Raw genomic sequence first — 17,769 nt, forward strand, 5'->3', positions numbered from 1 at the left:
TAGGGACCTTGTAATAGTTACTTAAGCTTCTTTTCCCACTCAATCGCCGACTTCACGATGTAGTCAAGGTCGTTGTATTTAGGTTGCCACCCTAAGACAGTCTTAATTTTTTCTGCCTTTGAGATTAATTCCACGGCATCCCCTGCACGTCTCGGGCCCATTTCAACATTCAGTTTTTGCCCGATATAAGATTCAACAGCTCCAATAACCTCTTTAACGGTAAAGCCGTGACCATATCCACAATTTAATACTTGTGACTTACCTCCTTTATCCAGGTAAGACAGAGCGTCTAAATGGGCCTGGGCCAGGTCGTCAACGTGAATATAGTCGCGGACACATGTCCCATCTTTGGTCTTATAATCTGTCCCAAAAATGGACATTCCCGTTCTCTTTTTCGTTACAACTTCCGCCGCTGTTTTTAGCAAGTGAGTCGCTCGAGGTGTCGACTGCCCGATTTTCCCTGTTTTGCTAGCACCTGCAACGTTGAAGTAGCGAAGGGCCACGTAAGAGAAATCGTGGGCATTAGAAACGTCTTCCAGCATCCACTCTGTCATCAGCTTTGAGCGTCCGTAGGGATTGATTGGATTCGTCGGTGTTTCTTCAGAGGCCACACCACTTTCCGGCATTCCGTACACAGCAGCAGTCGAAGAGAAAATAAATTTCTTCACTCCGTGCTTTAGGCAAGTCTTAATAAGCGCCGCTGAGTTTTCTGTGTTGTTTTGGTAGTAAAGCGTAGGATTCGTTACACTCTCAGGAACCACAATGCTTCCTGCGAAGTGAAGAACAGCTTCAATGTTATGATCTGTAAAAACCTGGTCAAGCAAAGCTTGATTGCGAAGGTCTCCGATAATTAATTTTCCGTAGAGAATATTCTCTGGTCTTCCAGTTGTAAGGTTGTCGAGAATGATAATATCTTTTCCCGCCTCACCTAAAAGACTCACTACATGGGAACCAATGTAACCAGCTCCACCTGTCACTAAAACGCTCATAATCCTCTTCCTGTGGTCTAAATTAGAGTTGGGCCATAATATCACTAAATTAAAAGCCCCATAGCAATTTTTGTATTAATTACACGATAGGTTGTCTTGAACTTCTCTGAAGTTTTACTGGTTAATCGCTTTTTCGCGGTAGCCGTAGAGCCCCTGATTAACGATAAAGTTCGTAGACACGTTGAAGATTACCGCTTTGGTGAAAGATAGTTTCGCATTATCTTGACCCATGCAAAGCATTTTGTAGGTAATGAAATTCTGCGCGATACTCTTTGGTATCTGAACAGCATAAAACACTGTATTAAATGCGTAGCGGTCGAGTCCGGCGTCACCAGTGTCAATCCACTGGCCTTTACCTTCCTCGTAAACCTGGGCCATGGCCGCAAGAACCAGGATCTCTTGAACTTCTGGGCGATCTAAATCTGCGTGGCTCAGGTTATTCCAGTCCACATTGTTTTCGTCGACAGAATTTCCTTTCACTCCCAGGCTAATTCCCTCTGGAAGACTCTTAAGTGCGCTGATAACTTCTGCTTTATATTTGCGGTAGAGCCCGCGCTCGTTATAGCTCTTTAAAAGTTTTTCAATTTCAGCTTTGTTTTCTGGATTCTTTTTTAACTCTTCAATACGAGCTTCAGCTTTTTCTCTTTCTTTGTTGAACATTGGATCGTAGATGGCCACATCAGTAAGACCCATCACTCGTCCCATCAAGTAACTCTTAAGCGATTTAACAATCTGAGTGTCCGTCGCTTTTGTCTGGATACTTCCACCGACGTAAGAAAACAGCAGGGTAATCCCAACATCATAACCAAGCTTAGCGAACCATTCACCATTGATGTCTTTATCCATGTTGTAGAAAGCGTAACTCGCTCCCAATGTCCCCAGGTTTAGGGCCAGGTTAAAGCGTTTAAAGTCGCGGGCAGCGTTCTTATTCACATCGTTTGGACGAAGCGCTCGACAGCCATAATAAAGCTCCTGATAACGTCTTTCTTGCTCAGGGCTAAATTTCTTTGCCAGCGATTCTTCCTGAATTTTCTTTTCGTGCTGAATGAATTTTTTAATGTGTTTTGAATTGATTTCTCTGGCGTCCAGTTGAGCAATATCAAGAATCGCCACCTTTTGCTCTTTATCACTCAAACTTAAAACGTAAGTCAGGTAGTTTTTCACGCGGGCAAGACTCACTTCTTGAGTCTGCATATTAAGGCCTTCAATTAAAAGCTTGATGTCCGAATCAGAAAAGCCAAGCGACTTAGCTTCGTCTAAGAATTTCTTTTTTTCACTGGCCTTCCAGTTATTCTTTAGAAGCGAGACGTTTTCTTTCTTATCCGCCTTCGCGATAAAATCGAGCATGATTGAGCGGCAGTCACTTGGTGAGGCTGCCATAGCATGGGATGTGATCCCGAAAAAAAGGATAAATAACAACGTTTTATACATACCCAGATTTTAACTAAAAACCCGGGCACGATGGTGAAAGCATGAAAAAATGACAGGGACTTTTAGAGGTTTTTCTCTCTCCAAATCCCATCAGTTCCAAGGACTAAAGTAAATCTACTATAACCGTATTTTAGGTACCAGAAGCCATATTCGTCCCAATTCAAGCGCTTAGCTTCCATATGCTCCTGAAGAGTCGATGTCGCCGTGTTTGGCCCTACCGTAAAAGAGAATTGTTGAGCTGAACTTAGAAGACCTGATTCATTTTCAGCGACGACCACTGCTTCGTGAGCACCCTCTGCCAGATTGCATGTCTTAAAGTCCCACATCGTATTTTCAACGGGCACAGAATAATTATCTTCTCCATCGATGGTGATGTGAATGCTAGTGACTTTATCTCCACCGTTACTCACCGCCTGACCTTCAATTGAAAAACATCCAATCACACTTTGGTAGCGAGTGTTGAAGATCTGAGGAAGGTTTACACCGGCCACTTCTCCCAACCACGATGAACGTTTAAAAGTGCGTTTTGTTCCCAGAGCATTGATGACATGGAAATCAAAGTAGTACTCGCCATCTGGAAGAACTTTTGAAAAGCCACTGAATCGGCTGTCTCTTCCCACAACGGCCTTTACCGTATCAACAACTTCCTGTGTGTCTTTTTTCTTCACCTGGATATCAATCGTTTTTACCCATTCTTTTGGAATCGTCAGAGTTCCCGAGACGATGAATTTTGATTCCTTCGTTTCAATCGGGTCAATCATCACTTCCGGAAGGCTTACCATTTGCGAGCGACGGTTGTTCGTAAAGAAAAACTTCGCCAGGTAGTCTGGGTAATTGATGCTTTTTTTATTGATGAACGCTCCCCCATTTCCACCTTGACCGGCCGGCCAGTTGTGTCCCAGATTGGTGTTCATAATTAAAGAAACGCGAGGGCCTTTATCATCTGACCAAAGAGAACCTGTGCCATCAGTGTTTGTTCCCGCTAATTTTTTTGTATCAAAAGTGGACTTATTATTAGCGCCATAAATTGTACGCATGATCTCAGCGTTGTTGGTATTAAAAGCTGTATTAACAATAAAGTCGTTGTTGCCGTAAATAATCGACGTCAGCTGATTTTTAAAAAACTCTTCTTTTCCACTCCCTAATTTTTTACAAGCGGCCAGCATCGATTCATAAGATGTTTTAGGACGAGAGATTTCATTTGATGATGTTCCCGTTGAAGGGCCGGCATTGATGCCAATTCCTGCAAACATTTCAGGGACCATACAGCCAAGAACCATCGTCTCTCCTCCACCAGATGAAAGACCTGATAGGTAAACTTGAGCAGCATCAATGTTTAATTCTGTTTTTGTCAGCAAGGCCTGAACTAATTTAATCAAAGGGGCGTTGTGACGGTTATTCATTGTATGGTCAGCTCCATAGTAATCCCAACAACCAGCAATCACGCCGCCGTTTGGAACTTTGGGAAGAGCGACAATCATATTGTAATCATCTGCTGTGTTTTCCCAGTTGCCATCTTTCTTTAAGTCTTCTGCTTTTTGTGAGCATCCATGAAGATTGACCATCAAGGCCCTCTTCTGTGCTTTTGCAACCAATGGAGTTGTCGTCTTTGGAAGATAGTAATGGACTTGAACGCCTTCAATCGTTTCAAACTTCCATTCTGCAAAGACAGGAGCGCTTACTAAAAGAGATAAAAGAACAAGCATGTTTTTCATGATAACTCGCACGATCAGGTTGAATTGAGCACTTAAAAAAACGATACATTCGCCACAACAGTTCGTCATATTAAAACATGGTTAAAATTCTTTCTTTTCCCTTTAATATCTGTATATACTGATCCCATGAAAACACTCATCCTAAGTACCCTTGTGGCCCTGACATTTTCCTTCAACGCTTTTTCAAGTTGCGAGCAAACCAATCGCGAAAAATTCCTAGCGATGAACGAATCCCTTTATCAGGAATACAGTAAAATTGATCCAAATCAGAGCGTAACTGCTGAAAAACGTGCCCTATGGTTAGAAGGTGATCCCAAGGTCAACAAGGCCATTTTTTTGGCCCACGGCTATATGGGAAGCCCGGGCGAAATGATGTTTTTAGCGAAACCTTTTATCCAAAAAGGATACTCGGTGATCGGATTCTTAATTCCTGGACATGGCTCAACTTATAAAGTGGCCAATGAATATAAAAATACGCGCTGGATTAAGGAGATTAAAGAGCAACTGAATCTTGTGATTGAATGTTTCTCTGAAGTGCGCGTGGTTGGTTTCTCTACAGGTGGACTTCTTCTTCACCACTATCTTTTAACAGAGCCGACTCCGGCCAATTTAAAAAGTGTACATTTAGTTTCACCTTATTTCATTCAACGCTTCGGCGGATTTTTCGATCGCATCCTGGGATTTTTCGTCAATGGGATTTCAGTGGATACCGCTTATTTTGTCACTCGCTTTAGAGACTTAAAACCGATGACGATTGACCGCGAGTACTACCACCAGAATCTACCAATAGACTCCGCTTTTCAAGTTAAAGACCTTGGCCTGAAAGTGTACGACATGAGAGGAAGCTCTCAAATTAAAGTCCCTGTGCAGTTATTCTTATCTGAAGGAGATTGGACGGTTGATACAGATGCAACAAAAGAAGTTGTTAACCGCGAGTATGAAAAAGTTCAGCTGGTTTGGTACAAAGGTGAAGAACCTCACCACTTAATGGTCCCTTCGGTAAGTAAAGTGGCCAGTGAGGTTCAGCACCTGATTTTTTCTGCTAACTAGTTTTTAAGAACAACACCCTGAAGAAGAGTCGCATTAACGACTTTGACTTCCTTTATGCCTAGGGCTTCCATAAAGCCCTGAACAAGAAGCAGGTTGGTTACATCTGTTGAACGGTAGTCGCCTGTTAATTCAGCATCGCTTTTTTTCGCTTGAAGCTTGCTTGCCTTATCCAGTTCTTCCAAAGTGTATTTCATTTCTTTTGTCCCGATCTGCCCTCTGATTGAATGCGAGTGCACACCACCAACTCCAACAACTGTACGCTCGTGGATATCAGCTTTCAAATCTGCCGGTACGTGAATACGAGCATAAGATCTTGCTAGAGCAAGGGCCTGATCGCGCTTATCCCCAATAGGGTTAGGCGATGATGTCGTCTCAAGGCTTTTTCCTTCTAGAACTTCAATTACCATATTCTTAAAGGTCACAGAAGCTAAGTCACCAAGGTACTTCTGCGCCTTCTTCCCTTCGTCCTGGCTGAACATCTGCATTGAGCCTCCGCCGATATCCCACACCACCATGTTTTTTGGCCCAAGAGTTTTTTCATCCATTAAAGACATCACTGATAAATACCCTAGTGTCGCTTCTTCTTCCTGGTCGATAACTTCCAGGCGGATTTTTAATTTCTTGGCGAAACCTTTGATCACATCTTTTCCATTTTTTGATTTTCTAAAAACAGAAGTCGCGACACCATAAGATTTTTTTGGCCTGAATGTTTTGGCCTTCGCCTGCATTTCAGTCAAGGCCGCTAAGCCTTTTTCAATGATCGCCGGACTTAGGTTTCCATCCGTGCTTTTTTCGAGGTCTTCGTTATAAGAAATAGGCCTACTTTCATTGAGTAAAACCTCTAAGACTTTCTTGTGACAATAATCCACTTTGGCCACCATCATTTTAGTAGAGCCTGAACCAATATCAAATCCTAGACGAACTTCCTGACAGTTTTTTGCAAAGGTGGAAGTCGAAATTGTAAAAGTAAACGCAAGAATTAAGTACAAGTAATGTTTCAAAAGACACTCCGGGATAGTTAGATAGTCAAAGCAGTATTTTAACGGCAAAGCTGAAAAAAATACACTTCTTTCAGTACTAGTCTTTTTTTCTGCTATGGTTTGCCCACAACACACTTTATTTGGAGGATTTGTATGAAATCTGTATTAATGTCGGCCAAAGCAAAAAGGCTAGTTCCAAATCCGCGGACTCCAGGTGCATAAGCTCGTTTTTGGACTCTTTAGCGTCCTGATTTTTTTTGAGCTTGCGAGGAGTGATCATTTCACAATCATCCACGCAAAGCTCTTCTATTTTTTTCAGGTTTTCATAAAAGGCATTTTTATCTTTTGTTTCTTTCTTGATAACCTGAGCATGCTTTTCAACAACTTCTTTTTTAAATAAGTCGTATTGCTCCAGACTCTTTTCTGTCAAGAAAATGGTCTCTGGGTTTCGCTGAGAAAGATCATGAGAAAACCAGAGGCTAAAGATTCCGGCGACAGATAAAAGAATTATCAGAATTTTTTTCTTCAAAGCGTATAACTCCAGATTTTAGCCTGCTCTTCAGAATTTGCTTTCACATCTTCATCAGTGATGCATTCTTTGAACTTCTTTCCAGCCTCAGGGTTTTGTGCACGGAAGTCTTTGATGTCGGATGACTGGTAGGGGTCAGAAATAACATAACCTGCCTTATCCACACATCCCTTCTCTCCACATTCTTCCCAATAGGCCCCATAGACAATACGCCCATCGTTAGTGAATCCAGGGTAGCTGTCTGCTCGCACCTTTCTCTCCGGATCATCCAAAGTAAAACTCTTTCTTACGTCGCGGTCAAAAAAATAAATCCCATTGCCTTTTGATCCCATTGAACCGCTGGCATAAAAAAGTACAGAGTTTAATTCAGGACGAGAAAAAATAACTTTTGCCGCCATTACTTTTAAGTCATCGCGCTTTTCACACGACTTATTATCTGTACCAAACTTATAAATTCTCATCGAAGGGTCTGATCCACGAGGATTTTGTGGCATAGAAGCGAACTCACTTCCGTCTAATGAAATCATCGGAAGGCTCATGATCTGACCATCTGTCGAACTCAAGTTTTTACACATATAGTTCGTTGAACCACTGTCGATTTTTTCTGCAATTCCATTTTGATCGAGACTGGCCGTGATCACTCGGTTAGAAAGCACTCCTACCCCTTGATTGTCACTATTGTCTGTCGGCCATGAAAGAGACCTGATTTTGTGATTTTTTGGTGTCCCGCCAGCAAGTTCGGCGGCCACAGTATAAAAACCACTGATACCTCCCTTAAACTGCTTTTTGGCATCTTTTTGTCTTTTTAAAATGTCGGTGATTTTGTAATGATCGCCGTCGACGTCAACTAAATATCTCCACGTTCCCTGAACCGGAAAGGCTTCATTTTTTAATGGCGTTTCATAAGGCTTAACTGAATTCGTTTCCCCTTTCACTAATTCCATTAACGTCACCTGACTTAATCCTTTACCGGAGTAAGATCTTAAAACATATTTTCCATCCGGGCTTACACGCGAGTACATTCCCAGGACAACATCGCCGTTATCATTTTTAGAAACCCACTTTCCTTCAAAAGGAAAATACTCATGGGGAGGAACACATGTGGCGGCTGTGAGAACTTGAGAAGCAAAAAAGCTTAAGAGCAAAACTTTTTTCATTTTAATTCTCCTGACATTTCGTTGGCCATAGTACGAAGACCATTGTCTTTCATCACACCAGTAATCCAGCGAGGGTGAATCATCTGATGATTGTAAACATACACAACCGGGAAGTGATTAAACCCTCCACGCATATGGATATCCATCGCTAGGTTGCGGTTAAAAGATTTGTTACTTGCAACTCCTCTAACTTTAGCGGGGTTGTGTTTTTTCATCACTTCCAAAGCACCTTCCACCTCTTCTTTGCTGGCGCGAGGATCGACAACTGAAGTGAATTCATAACCAAATTTTCTCGCCAGTTTTTCTACTCGTGGCAAATCATAGACTGAATATGTGAATTTTGGAGACCAATAATAGATCATCCCTCTTTTCCCAGAGCTCACTAAATTTCTTAAATCATCATTAGTCCAATCTTCAGCGGTTTTTTTGTTGAAAATTTTATCCAAGTCCCAGGGAAGATTTTCATTTTTTACTTGAGCATCACAACTGCTATTAAACGTGACACGAGTCAGAGTCGTGTCTTTTATCAGCATTACTTCCGCAGAAGCTTTTGGTTTTAAATGCACTTCAACCCACTCTCCAATTGTGTGGGAAAGGTTGCGATAGACCGTTTCGTTGTAAGAGCTCACCTGCTCTCGGAACATTTCTTTGTCCCAAAATTTTTCAGCGGCCATCTTCTGGAACTCTTTCTGGCATTTCATGTCGGTAAACGTTCTCCATGGCATACTTTCACTGGCACTCACTGTGCTCGTAGCCGTCGAGAGGAGAAGAATCAGAGATTGAATAAACATAGATTGATCCTCAAGGTTAAGGGATGATAAAATATTCTTTATTTTCGCAGAGAGGGCTCCCCCCTTCAATCCCTCAAAGTATGCCTACTTAAATGTCTGACAAAAACACTCTGCAAAACAAATGGTATCTTTTTCTCCAGAGAAACTAAGCCTGATATGCTTTATACTCAACTTATGAAAAAACTCCACGCCGCAACCTTTTTCTTTCTTTTCGTTCTGGCACTGATGATCAGTGGACTGGTTCAGGCCAGGTCTGGTTATGAAATGTGCGGAGCTAAACCAGGACTTCTCGATCGCCTCTTGAGCGATGCTGAGAAGATCAGGATTAAGTGTATTGAAGACGTTTATGCCGCCAATCAGGAAGCTATCAGAAAAGAAGTAGCAGAACTTCAGGCGACAAGCGAAAAGCTTAATGCTGAATTAAAGAAAGTGGCCATTAAAGTTGAATATAATATGGTTCATTGCTCTCCTCGCTCTGGAGAAAGCCGCGATCCTAAATTAGTAGCAAAATGTCAGGAGCTTGTGAGGGCACAAAACGTAGTGATCTCGCGCATTGATGAACTGATGGGGTGGAACGAAAGACCGAAACCAAAACCAACAGACACAACGGCGACAATAACTTCGACTCCTCCATGCCCTTCAAAACAAAAACTTGAAGAGATGAAAGTGGCGCGCATGTTTAATCGCAAACTTTTTCAAACTTATGAAAGATGTGTGAACTTAGGCACTGCTATGTATGAGTAACAAAAGCGTGAAAGCGCTCATTTCCTCGCTTCCAGATAATGGCATCGTAGATAAAATGTGAAATAAGTGGCGTAGTTAAAAGCGCCCATGCCATAGAATCAAAAGGCTCCATCAAGTCCACAATATCTGTCTGATAATAATCAATCACTCCACCAATCGCAAAAATCACTAATAGAAACAACCAGGCATATCGCTGCATAAAATTGAGTTTATGAGTCACCCCTAATCTCTTCTCCATCAAAAAATAGTACGGAATAGCATGAGAGAAAATAAGAAGCGCATAACTTTTCATTTCATTAGTTGAAATTAAAAAAGCGTAAGCGTAGACCGCCATAAAAAAGAGCATCGATAAAAAGCCTCTGGCATTCTTTTTATAAATTAAATAAGCACCAATAAGCACGGCCCCGACGATGTAAAGGATCACCCCTGCTTTAAAAGCATTCTCAAGGGATTGCGCTGAAAAAACTTGATAAAGATCGATTGGCTTAATAATGGCTTCGCCCAATTTTCCTTCCGTCATCTGAGGCTTCTTATGAAAAAGAATAAAAGGCAGCATCGTCAGGAAGTAATAACCCCACTTCACCACAAAAACCGCACGCTTTTCACCAATGCGATAAAGGAAAGTGACACCCAGGCCCTGTCTCATGTTGTGATAAATGGTGAAATAGAAAATGTAATAGAAAAAATAATCAGTAAAAAGAAAGTGAACTAAAAAATTAAGAAAAAAGGATCCCAAAAGAACAATCCAAACATACCTTTTTCTCACTTCTTCCGGGTCCCCTAACACTTCAAGTAGTGTTGAGTAAACGTGCCCTCCGTCCAGGAAATAAATCGTCACCAAAAGGAAGGCCGTCGAAGTCATGACATCTGTCATCATCATGAAAAAGAAAACCAGGAACGTCGCCAAAAATATCTTGGCAAAATCCTCCAGCCTGCTTGAAAAAATCAAGTTCTTTTCCATAAGATTTTTTATTTAACCATCTCAATCCAAAGTGGAAGGTTGTAATAAGTTGTCACGCGAGTGATCTTATTGTTTTTCACTTCAAAGAAGCTTCCAGCACGAATAACGTACTTTTGGTTTCTCGCCTCAGGAAGAGAGCCGTCAGTTTTTAAATAGGTTCCATGGACCATAAACTCCGCAGAAGCGTTTTTCCCGTTTTCTGAAACCATGATTGTCAGATCTTTAAGATCCTCTTTGTAACATTCATTCATATGGTGAAGGAATGCCTCAAATTTCGCTTTTCCAACCTGAGTTTTTCCCTGGTTGATATCGTGTTCAATATTATCGTCCACTAGGGCCAGCATCGCTGCTGCATCGCCTTTGTTGAAAACTTCAAAATAACGTGTAATTAAATCTTTCATAAAACTCCTTGGGCACAGTCAAAAATAGTCCTTTAACTCTATCTTTATTGTTTTATTTTTCCAAGCCTAAGCGTATAAATAGGGTTATGAAAAATAATTATTTTGGCACTCCGAAACTGAAGTTTCTTTACTCGTTATTACTCTTTCAAGTCGTTCTTTACACAATTTTTAGAATTGGCTTCCTGATTTACTTCAAAGACAACATCACGCCTGGCACCACTCACTTGGTGCTTCAAAACTTATGGCTTGGGTTCCGCTTTGATGTCCGCCTGGCAATGACCCTTCTTCTGCCAGCAATGATCTTGATCAACCTCCCGCTAAACCCGGCGTTTAAAGTCCGTCTGATGAACATTCTTTACACCATTTTCTTCGGGCTTATCAGTTTCCTTTATGTCACTGACGTTGGTTACTTTGCTTACCTAAAGTCACGTTTGAATGCGACCGTGATCCAATTCTTAAAAAACCCGATCATCTCATTTGAAATGGTCCGCGAATCTTACCCATGGCCAGCACTTCTAGCGTTAATTGTAGTAATGACAGCGGTTTTTAGTTTTATCATCGTCAAGTTCATCACACCAAAACTGATGGGCTCTCCGCTTAATGGCAACAACAAGACGCGCTTTTTAGGTGGCTTCATTTTTCTGGTGCTTTTTGGATGGGGTCTTTACGGCAGTGTTCAAATGTACCCACTTAGATGGTCAGAAGCTTTTTCCACTCCAGACACCTTTACTTCTAACCTTTCGCTTAACCCAATTCTTTATGTGGCCGACACTTACACGTTTAGAAACGCGGAGTATGAAAAAGATAAAGCACTTGCTTCATACGATGTCGTGGCCAAGTTTTTAGGTGTAGACCAACCCGACAGTAAAAACCTGAATTTTGTCCGTTCGTTTCCTGGTGATACAGCAAAGAGCTCTCAGCAACCAAACATCGTTGTCATCGTTATGGAGTCAATGGCCTGGTATAAAACAGGTGTGGGTGGATCGGAAGTTAACCCGACTCCTTACCTGGACCAACTGGCAAATGAGTCTATCCTCTTCTCTAATTTTTATACTCCAACTGTCGCAACTGCTCGTTCAATCTTTGCAGCGGTGACCAGTCTTCCCGATACCTCGCGAGTAAAAACAGGATCGAGAAACCCATTCATCGTTAACCAACACGCTATCATGGGTGAATTTAAAGGTTACGAAAAATACTACTTCCTGGGCGGAAGCGCGAACTGGGGAAATATCCGCGGAGTCTTCAGCTACAACATTCCTAACCTGCATATCTTCGAAGAAGGTTCATATAAAGCTCCACGCGTAGACGTATGGGGTATTTCAGATCTTAACCTGTTTAAAGAATCAGCTGCTACACTAAACAGTGAGTACACTGAAAAGAAAAAACCATTCTTTGCTTTCATTCAATCAGCAGGCTTCCACCGTCCTTACACTATCCCTGAAGACAGCGATGGGTTTGTAATCAAAACACCGAAAGATATTTCTGAAGCTCAGATAAAAGAATACGGCTTCGAGTCTTTTGAAGAATACAACGCCATGAGACTGCAAGATTACTCTCTAGGAAAATTCTTTGAGATGGCCAAAAAAGAAGACTGGTACGACAACACAATCTTCATTGTTTTCGGTGACCACGGTCTTCCACACAACAATGCGAAGAATGTTCCAGACTGGCAAAAAAGTTTAGCTAATGGATTCCACGTTCCAATGATTATCCACTCTCCAAAGCGTTTTGCTCCAGCTGTGGAAACAAAAATTGCTTCTGAAATGGATGTTATGCCAACAGTTGCCGGTCTTGCGGGAATCCCATACAAAACAAGAGGACTCGGGCGCGATCTATTCAATCCTCGTTTTGACGAATACCGTGCAGCTTTCTCATACAACTGGTACGCACCTTTCAACATCAGTTTAGTAGACAAAGATTTTTACTTTGAATACATCCCTTCAAGAGAAACCGGGAAACTAGTTAAATGGAGTGAGAATCCTTCTGATGAGAACGTAAAAGACAAATACCCAGAGAAGTACAAAGAAATGGAAACTCTGACAAAAGGTTTGTACGAATCGGCAAGATACCTGCTTCACCACAACCCTAGAATGTAATTTTATTTTTTAGACTTTGGCCCTCGCGGATCCCATTTTGGATCTGTCAGGGCCCCGGTTAAAAAGGCTTCCAGATCATCCAGTTCCGCGCTTGATAATCCCAGACCATTTCTCAAGAATCCTGCCTCAATAGAAGCAAATAATTCACTAAGATCTTTTTGCGAGTTTCTCACTTCGACTTCTACTGGAAAGAGTTTTCTTCTTTCATCAGTAATAGTGTAAGTGTTGAGAGACTTTTCAATATTGTTGTAGTGATTGAGCACTTCTCTAATTGTGCTAAAAGCTCCGTTATGAAAATAAGGTGCAGTTAAAGCAACGTTAATTAAGCTTGGCGTTTTAAAGAAGAAGGCCCTGAATCTTTCGTTGTTGATTTCCCCCCTTCCAATATCCATTTCAAACGGCTTGGCCCCGTAACTTGGAACTCCAACTGAAGCAAAAAAAGTATTGAGTCCCAGAAGATTCCCCTGATGACAGGCAATACATCTTCCTCGGTCCATGAACACCACAAAACCTCTCTTTTCTTGCTCCGTCATTGCTGAGTTATCTCCAGCAACGTAGCGGTGAAAGCCAGAAGTGTTTGATTGAAACTGGTAGCGCTCAAACGTTGCAATCGCCTCTCCAACGTGACCGATGTTCATTTTGGGCTGGCCAGGGAAAGCACGGTTAAAGAGATTGATGTATCTTGCACCGTTTGTTTCTTGAGTGATTCTTTTAATGATTAAATCCCACGCTTCAAGATTTGTTTTAGCGTCGGCAATTTCGTTCTCACCTTTTTTTCCACTCATCTCTTCATGAGAAACCAGTGGGAAGATGGCCTGAGCAGCAAGCGCACTTGTCATCGCTTTGGCAATCTCTGCGGCCAGTGGTGTGGGCCCGTTTAGCACAGGCTCAGGAGTTGTAAAAACTTTTTTCGTTGGATGAAAATGAACTCTTCCATCCCAAAACATAAATGTGCTGAATTTATCGCCGACGTTGTAAAGCCCTGGTGAATTTCTTTTTAAAACACCTTTGCCATCAACCGTCTGGGACAATGGAAGTCCATCACTCGTCCCTTTCATCGGGTGGTGACAAACCATACAGCTAATATTCCTATTTCCAGAAAGATTAGTGTCCATAAAGAGCATGCGTCCAAGTCTCATTTTAGATTGGAACTCGTCAGTCTGCTCTAAGGATTGAGCTTGGTAGGGAGTGATATCAAAAAGCTCCATACGGTTACGGATAAAATTATCTAAACTGCTTGCATGCACAGATACAGATGTGCAGAAGAGGCCTAGGGCCAGGCCAAGAAATGTAGGGTGTGTGAATTTCATGGGCAGATGGTATTGAAAGTCAGAAAGTTTGACCACTCAAACTTTCTGACAATTGACTTAAAAACCTTACTACTCGATTAAGTAATCGACTGACACAATGCCTTCAATCTTCACTTCACCATTCATAAACTGAGTTGGAGCAGACATACGCTTTGCAGAAACCATTTCCATGGCCGCACCACCATCCATCATCGGAATAGGGCGATTTCCCGATTGAGGACTCAGGCGATAAACACCTTTTAGTTTTACCTTTGCTGCCTTTGCCAGGTTTTCAGCTTGGGCCTCAGCCGCTCTTACAGCATCTCCCAGGAGAGCTCTCTCCTCTTCTGCACGCTTATCAATATCAAAGCCCAGAGAAACGACATTCACTCCACCAGTGTTACTTTTAGAAGCTGCATTGAGTGAATCAACAAAGGCCCCCGCCTCATCAACTTTTCTTAAAGTGATTGAGAGCCCCTGGTTCGCTGTATAACCAGTGATATTGTTCTTATTTGTTTTTGGATCGTAAACATATTCCGGATTAAGTTCATAAGTCGTCGTGCGAACATCTTCTTTTTTCACTTTGTAAGTCTCAATACTCTTCTTAAAAACATCAAAGGATTTTTGGTTATTCTCCTGAGCGTTTTTTGCTGACGCTCCCTTGCCCCACACCGTGATATTTAAACGGACGATATCCGGTTGAAATGACTTTTCCACCTGGCCACTTACCGAGATTAATCTGACGTTATCTGCCAGAAGTGCGCTTGAATAAATAAAGGCCAAAAAAAGAAAAACATTTCGCATAAAATTCTCCCTGTGATAGTCTACGCCTGAAAAATTCTCACCTAAAAAACCTTAAATTGGAAGCGATTCTTATGACGAAAAAAGTAACTGCAAAAAAGAAAATAACACCGAAATCAAAGGCCAAAACAAAAGCAAAGCCAGTAGCTGAAGGTAGAACAGTGATTGACCCAAACGCTAAAGCATCAAGCAAAGACGGCATCTACGGTCTTCCCTTTAAAGAGCACGAAGCAAAAGTCGTCTACCTTCCCATTCCTTGGGATGTAACAACATCATACCAGGCAGGAACATCAAAAGGCCCTGAAGCAATTTTAATGGCGAGCGAGCAAATCGATTTCTTCGACCTGGATTACATCGATGCTTACCAAGCTGGTCTTTTCATGAAAAAAGAAAGCGCAAAAATTAAGAAGCTAAACCGCGAAGGTCGCGCCCTGGCAAAAAAAATTATCGACGCTGACGATGCTGCGATGGCAAAAAACAAAACACTTCAAGCGGCCCTTAAAAAAGTAAACTCACTTTGTAACGATCTTAACAATGAAGTTTACAAAGAAACAAAAGCGCTTTTAGACAACGACCAAATTTCAGTTGTTGTTGGTGGGGATCACGCCACTCCGTTTGGAGCGATCAAAGCTTACGCTGAAAAATACGAAGGACTAGGAGTGCTTCACTTCGACGCGCACTCAGACACTCGCGACGCTTACATGGGCTTTGAAAACTCTCACGCTTCAATCATGCACAACGTGATGGAAAAAATCCCTCAAGTTAGAAAATTAGTTCAAGTTGGTATCCGCGACTTCTGCCAACAAGAATACGAATACACACAAACAAACCCAAAAGTTGAAGTGTACTTCGACCAAAACCTGACAAGAAGAAAACTAGCTGGTGAATCTTTCGAAAAGATCGCCCGCGAGATCGTCTCTCACCTGCCAAAAAACGTTTACATCTCTTTTGATATTGACGGACTCGACCCTAGATACTGCCCACACACAGGAACCCCAGTTCCCGGGGGCCTGGACTACTCTGAGGTCGTCTTCATCATCAATGAACTTATCAGATCTAAGCGCACTCTGGTTGGATTTGACCTGGTTGAAGTTGCTCCATCGGCAAAAGACAAGGCCGATGAATGGGACGCAAACGTAGGCATGAGACTGCTTTATAAAATGACTTCAGCAGCACTTGCGAGCCAAGGTCTGATCAAACTTAGATAATCTTCCCTCCATAATCCTTAAAATGGTTTATGGATGCCAGATACTAGGCGCAGAGTAAGTGAGGAAGGAGACGTACGACCGTACGTCGCACGCCCGAACGCCGAGGCAACGACGTAGATGGCATTCAGAAACCATTTTCACACTATAAAAATAAAAAGGGCTGTCCTTTAAGCAGCCCTTTTAAACATCCCTGAAAATTTCATGCAGTCGTCATAATTTGTGGCGTGAGCACGCGCGAACGAACTTCAGCCCAGGCGGAGACTCTTTGGCGAAAACTCCAAGAGTGGCAATTACAAAGGCAAACGTCACTGCATATTCTGTCTGATTCCTCACGACAGACTCTCTCACTAGACCTCCAGTCAACACATCAGCTATCGCAAAGAACGTCACCATTGCGATACAGGCACTCCAGAATGAGTAGCCGTTTGGTGTCTCACTGTTTTCATTTGTCATATGCATAGACTTAACTCCTATCGCTGACCTGCCTGATGGTTTGGGTGGCAGATGCGATGTGATCATTATAGGTGTCATTGGGGAAATTCTAAAATTTTCTTGGGGGCGCATCAGAAATCACCGAGTTAATCCAAAATAGTACGAACTTTTTATTACTTAAAATGCCCATTTTTTGAGGTTTTTTCGCCACCCAAATGATAAGGTTACATAAAACTTTACGAGGCCCAGGAATATGAAAAAAACCCTTCTTCTTATTGCCGTTCTTTTAATCACTCTGTCTTGTTCTCACTCTCCTTCTCAGTCTAAAAGCACTAGAAACATCTCGGCACACACCCCGGGCGAAGACCAATTCTGGAATGAATTATCTATGGAAGCGATTGAAGAAAAAGAATCATTCTTTGATGTCCTTGAAGAAAACCACCCTGCTCTTTATAACCAAATCATCACTGATGCCAAAGATCCATACCTTCCGATGTTTTGGGGCCAAAGTTTTAACTTCGATTCGGGAGCTAAAAAAATCATCGTCGATCCAAAAATCATCGGTGAGCTTCAGGCCCGCTTTAATATTAAAAACGATAACAACATCGTTCATGCGGGAATTATCCACACTTACGGGTATCTCTTTAGCGTGATCAACACTCCATATGGCTACAAAAGAAAAAGATGGATTGCTCCCACTTTAAATTTTGCTTTTAATATGGAGGCCAACAGTCTTTCACCGGAAGCGATTGAAGGTGGAATGTTTTCCAACATCACTTTTTTTGCGGGCTCACTGGCCTTCAAAGATAAAACTCAATTGAGCCTGCTAAAAAACGTGGCCAATGAAGTCTTCACTTTTGATTATTCAAAACTAGACGTCACTCGCGTAGAAGAAATCCTGCCGGAATACACTTTGGTAACAACACTGGTGAAGCTTCCAAGAAAAAAAGCAGGAGAAGAAAACGACTATCTTCTGATTTATTCAACCATCAGCAAGAAGCTAAACAAAGAACTCTTAGTAACGGCTTTTCCTGTCAATCAAGATAGCTATAACAAGATTGTGGCAAGTGAAACTCTTGGTCCTAACCAAAAAATAACCCTGAGATACAACGCTTATTTACAGGACCTGGGAAAAGATTTAAAAGGTATTAGAAAACTAATAAAGAACTAGACGCCCTGATCATGGTTCACGTAT

Annotated in this window: 17 protein-coding genes; 5 read left to right on the forward strand and 12 right to left on the reverse strand. The window is 42.0% G+C overall.

What is annotated here, in order from left to right:
* Positions 1 to 17: 17 nt before the first annotated feature.
* From galE to ACN20O_RS03380, 3 genes are all read right to left on the reverse strand, one after another.
* Positions 18 to 989, reverse strand: coding sequence for a UDP-glucose 4-epimerase GalE (galE, locus tag ACN20O_RS03370; RefSeq protein WP_491637220.1), 972 nt, complete (start codon positions 987 to 989; stop codon positions 18 to 20).
* Positions 990 to 1,103: 114 nt separating this feature from the next.
* Complete coding sequence (locus ACN20O_RS03375; protein ID WP_491637222.1) at positions 1,104 to 2,420, reverse strand: hypothetical protein; 1,317 nt, start codon at positions 2,418 to 2,420, stop codon at positions 1,104 to 1,106.
* 62 nt (positions 2,421 to 2,482) lie between these two features.
* Complete coding sequence (locus ACN20O_RS03380; RefSeq protein ID WP_491637224.1) at positions 2,483 to 4,204, reverse strand: extracellular catalytic domain type 1 short-chain-length polyhydroxyalkanoate depolymerase; 1,722 nt, start codon at positions 4,202 to 4,204, stop codon at positions 2,483 to 2,485.
* 57 nt (positions 4,205 to 4,261) lie between these two features.
* On the opposite strand from ACN20O_RS03380, the gene ACN20O_RS03385 reads away from it, so the two are divergent.
* Positions 4,262 to 5,185, forward strand: a complete 924-nt coding sequence (locus tag ACN20O_RS03385) for an alpha/beta hydrolase (RefSeq protein WP_491637226.1) — start codon at positions 4,262 to 4,264, stop codon at positions 5,183 to 5,185.
* Here ACN20O_RS03385 and ACN20O_RS03390 read toward each other — a convergent pair.
* From ACN20O_RS03390 to ACN20O_RS03405, 4 genes are all read right to left on the reverse strand, one after another.
* Complete coding sequence (locus ACN20O_RS03390; RefSeq protein ID WP_491637228.1) at positions 5,182 to 6,186, reverse strand: Ppx/GppA phosphatase family protein; 1,005 nt, start codon at positions 6,184 to 6,186, stop codon at positions 5,182 to 5,184. The genes ACN20O_RS03385 and ACN20O_RS03390 overlap by 4 nt on opposite strands.
* A 115-nt stretch (positions 6,187 to 6,301) precedes the next feature.
* Positions 6,302 to 6,694 (reverse strand): hypothetical protein, encoded by a 393-nt coding sequence (locus ACN20O_RS03395; RefSeq protein WP_491637230.1) that lies wholly within the window; start codon positions 6,692 to 6,694, stop codon positions 6,302 to 6,304.
* A complete protein-coding gene (locus tag ACN20O_RS03400; protein ID WP_491637232.1) occupies positions 6,691 to 7,851 on the reverse strand; it encodes a hypothetical protein in 1,161 nt (386 codons plus the stop codon). The genes ACN20O_RS03395 and ACN20O_RS03400 overlap by 4 nt, the downstream gene beginning before the upstream one ends.
* Positions 7,848 to 8,642, reverse strand: a complete 795-nt coding sequence (locus tag ACN20O_RS03405) for a hypothetical protein (RefSeq protein ID WP_491637234.1) — start codon at positions 8,640 to 8,642, stop codon at positions 7,848 to 7,850. The genes ACN20O_RS03400 and ACN20O_RS03405 overlap by 4 nt, the downstream gene beginning before the upstream one ends.
* A 174-nt stretch (positions 8,643 to 8,816) precedes the next feature.
* Here ACN20O_RS03405 and ACN20O_RS03410 point away from each other — a divergent pair, with 174 nt between their 5' ends.
* On the forward strand, positions 8,817 to 9,386 hold the full coding sequence (locus tag ACN20O_RS03410; protein WP_491637236.1) for a hypothetical protein: 570 nt from the start codon (positions 8,817 to 8,819) through the stop codon (positions 9,384 to 9,386).
* On the opposite strand, the gene ACN20O_RS03415 is transcribed toward ACN20O_RS03410, so the two are convergent.
* Positions 9,373 to 10,347, reverse strand: a complete 975-nt coding sequence (locus ACN20O_RS03415) for a hypothetical protein (RefSeq protein WP_491637238.1) — start codon at positions 10,345 to 10,347, stop codon at positions 9,373 to 9,375. The two genes, ACN20O_RS03410 and ACN20O_RS03415, sit on opposite strands and share 14 nt — an antisense overlap.
* Positions 10,348 to 10,355: 8 nt before the next feature.
* Positions 10,356 to 10,748: a ketosteroid isomerase-related protein gene (locus tag ACN20O_RS03420; protein ID WP_491637240.1), complete on the reverse strand. Its 393-nt coding sequence runs from the start codon at positions 10,746 to 10,748 to the stop codon at positions 10,356 to 10,358.
* A gap of 86 nt (positions 10,749 to 10,834) precedes the next feature.
* Here ACN20O_RS03420 and ACN20O_RS03425 point away from each other — a divergent pair, with 86 nt between their 5' ends.
* Complete coding sequence (locus ACN20O_RS03425; protein ID WP_491637242.1) at positions 10,835 to 12,844, forward strand: LTA synthase family protein; 2,010 nt, start codon at positions 10,835 to 10,837, stop codon at positions 12,842 to 12,844.
* A gap of 2 nt (positions 12,845 to 12,846) precedes the next feature.
* Here ACN20O_RS03425 and ACN20O_RS03430 read toward each other — a convergent pair whose 3' ends face one another.
* Positions 12,847 to 14,154, reverse strand: a complete 1,308-nt coding sequence (locus ACN20O_RS03430) for a cytochrome-c peroxidase (RefSeq protein ID WP_491637244.1) — start codon at positions 14,152 to 14,154, stop codon at positions 12,847 to 12,849.
* A gap of 69 nt (positions 14,155 to 14,223) precedes the next feature.
* Positions 14,224 to 14,937, reverse strand: coding sequence for an SIMPL domain-containing protein (locus tag ACN20O_RS03435; RefSeq protein WP_491637246.1), 714 nt, complete (start codon positions 14,935 to 14,937; stop codon positions 14,224 to 14,226).
* 71 nt (positions 14,938 to 15,008) lie between these two features.
* Between ACN20O_RS03435 and ACN20O_RS03440 the strand changes: the two genes are divergently transcribed.
* Entirely contained in the window at positions 15,009 to 16,142 is a 1,134-nt protein-coding gene (locus tag ACN20O_RS03440) for an agmatinase family protein (protein WP_491637248.1), read from the forward strand.
* Between the two features lie 210 nt (positions 16,143 to 16,352).
* On the opposite strand, the gene ACN20O_RS03445 is transcribed toward ACN20O_RS03440, so the two are convergent.
* The gene (locus tag ACN20O_RS03445) at positions 16,353 to 16,601 is read right to left on the reverse strand and encodes a hypothetical protein (protein ID WP_102244496.1); all 249 of its coding nucleotides are present in this window, start codon (positions 16,599 to 16,601) and stop codon (positions 16,353 to 16,355) included.
* 226 nt (positions 16,602 to 16,827) lie between these two features.
* On the opposite strand from ACN20O_RS03445, the gene ACN20O_RS03450 reads away from it, so the two are divergent.
* Positions 16,828 to 17,745 carry a hypothetical protein gene (locus ACN20O_RS03450; protein WP_491637250.1) on the forward strand — a complete coding sequence of 306 codons (918 nt, stop codon included), beginning with the start codon at positions 16,828 to 16,830 and terminating at the stop codon, positions 17,743 to 17,745.
* The last annotated feature ends 24 nt before the right edge of the window (positions 17,746 to 17,769 follow it).

It is taken from the genome of Bacteriovorax sp. As-1, from assembly GCF_058446905.1.

Excerpts from the sequence above, each read along its gene's own strand:
- galE (WP_491637220.1), bottom strand. The coding sequence starts at position 989 with ATGAGCGTTTTAGTGACAGGTGGAGCTGGTTACATTGGTTCCCATGTA.
- ACN20O_RS03375 (WP_491637222.1), bottom strand. The coding sequence starts at position 2,420 with ATGTATAAAACGTTGTTATTTATCCTTTTTTTCGGGATCACATCCCAT.
- ACN20O_RS03380 (WP_491637224.1), bottom strand. The coding sequence starts at position 4,204 with ATGACGAACTGTTGTGGCGAATGTATCGTTTTTTTAAGTGCTCAATTC.
- ACN20O_RS03385 (WP_491637226.1), top strand. The coding sequence starts at position 4,262 with ATGAAAACACTCATCCTAAGTACCCTTGTGGCCCTGACATTTTCCTTC.
- ACN20O_RS03400 (WP_491637232.1), bottom strand. The coding sequence starts at position 7,851 with ATGAAAAAAGTTTTGCTCTTAAGCTTTTTTGCTTCTCAAGTTCTCACA.
- ACN20O_RS03405 (WP_491637234.1), bottom strand. The coding sequence starts at position 8,642 with ATGTTTATTCAATCTCTGATTCTTCTCCTCTCGACGGCTACGAGCACA.
- ACN20O_RS03410 (WP_491637236.1), top strand. The coding sequence starts at position 8,817 with ATGAAAAAACTCCACGCCGCAACCTTTTTCTTTCTTTTCGTTCTGGCA.
- ACN20O_RS03415 (WP_491637238.1), bottom strand. The coding sequence starts at position 10,347 with ATGGAAAAGAACTTGATTTTTTCAAGCAGGCTGGAGGATTTTGCCAAG.
- ACN20O_RS03420 (WP_491637240.1), bottom strand. The coding sequence starts at position 10,748 with ATGAAAGATTTAATTACACGTTATTTTGAAGTTTTCAACAAAGGCGAT.
- ACN20O_RS03425 (WP_491637242.1), top strand. The coding sequence starts at position 10,835 with ATGAAAAATAATTATTTTGGCACTCCGAAACTGAAGTTTCTTTACTCG.
- ACN20O_RS03430 (WP_491637244.1), bottom strand. The coding sequence starts at position 14,154 with ATGAAATTCACACACCCTACATTTCTTGGCCTGGCCCTAGGCCTCTTC.
- ACN20O_RS03435 (WP_491637246.1), bottom strand. The coding sequence starts at position 14,937 with ATGCGAAATGTTTTTCTTTTTTTGGCCTTTATTTATTCAAGCGCACTT.
- ACN20O_RS03440 (WP_491637248.1), top strand. The coding sequence starts at position 15,009 with ATGACGAAAAAAGTAACTGCAAAAAAGAAAATAACACCGAAATCAAAG.
- ACN20O_RS03445 (WP_102244496.1), bottom strand. The coding sequence starts at position 16,601 with ATGCATATGACAAATGAAAACAGTGAGACACCAAACGGCTACTCATTC.
- ACN20O_RS03450 (WP_491637250.1), top strand. The coding sequence starts at position 16,828 with ATGAAAAAAACCCTTCTTCTTATTGCCGTTCTTTTAATCACTCTGTCT.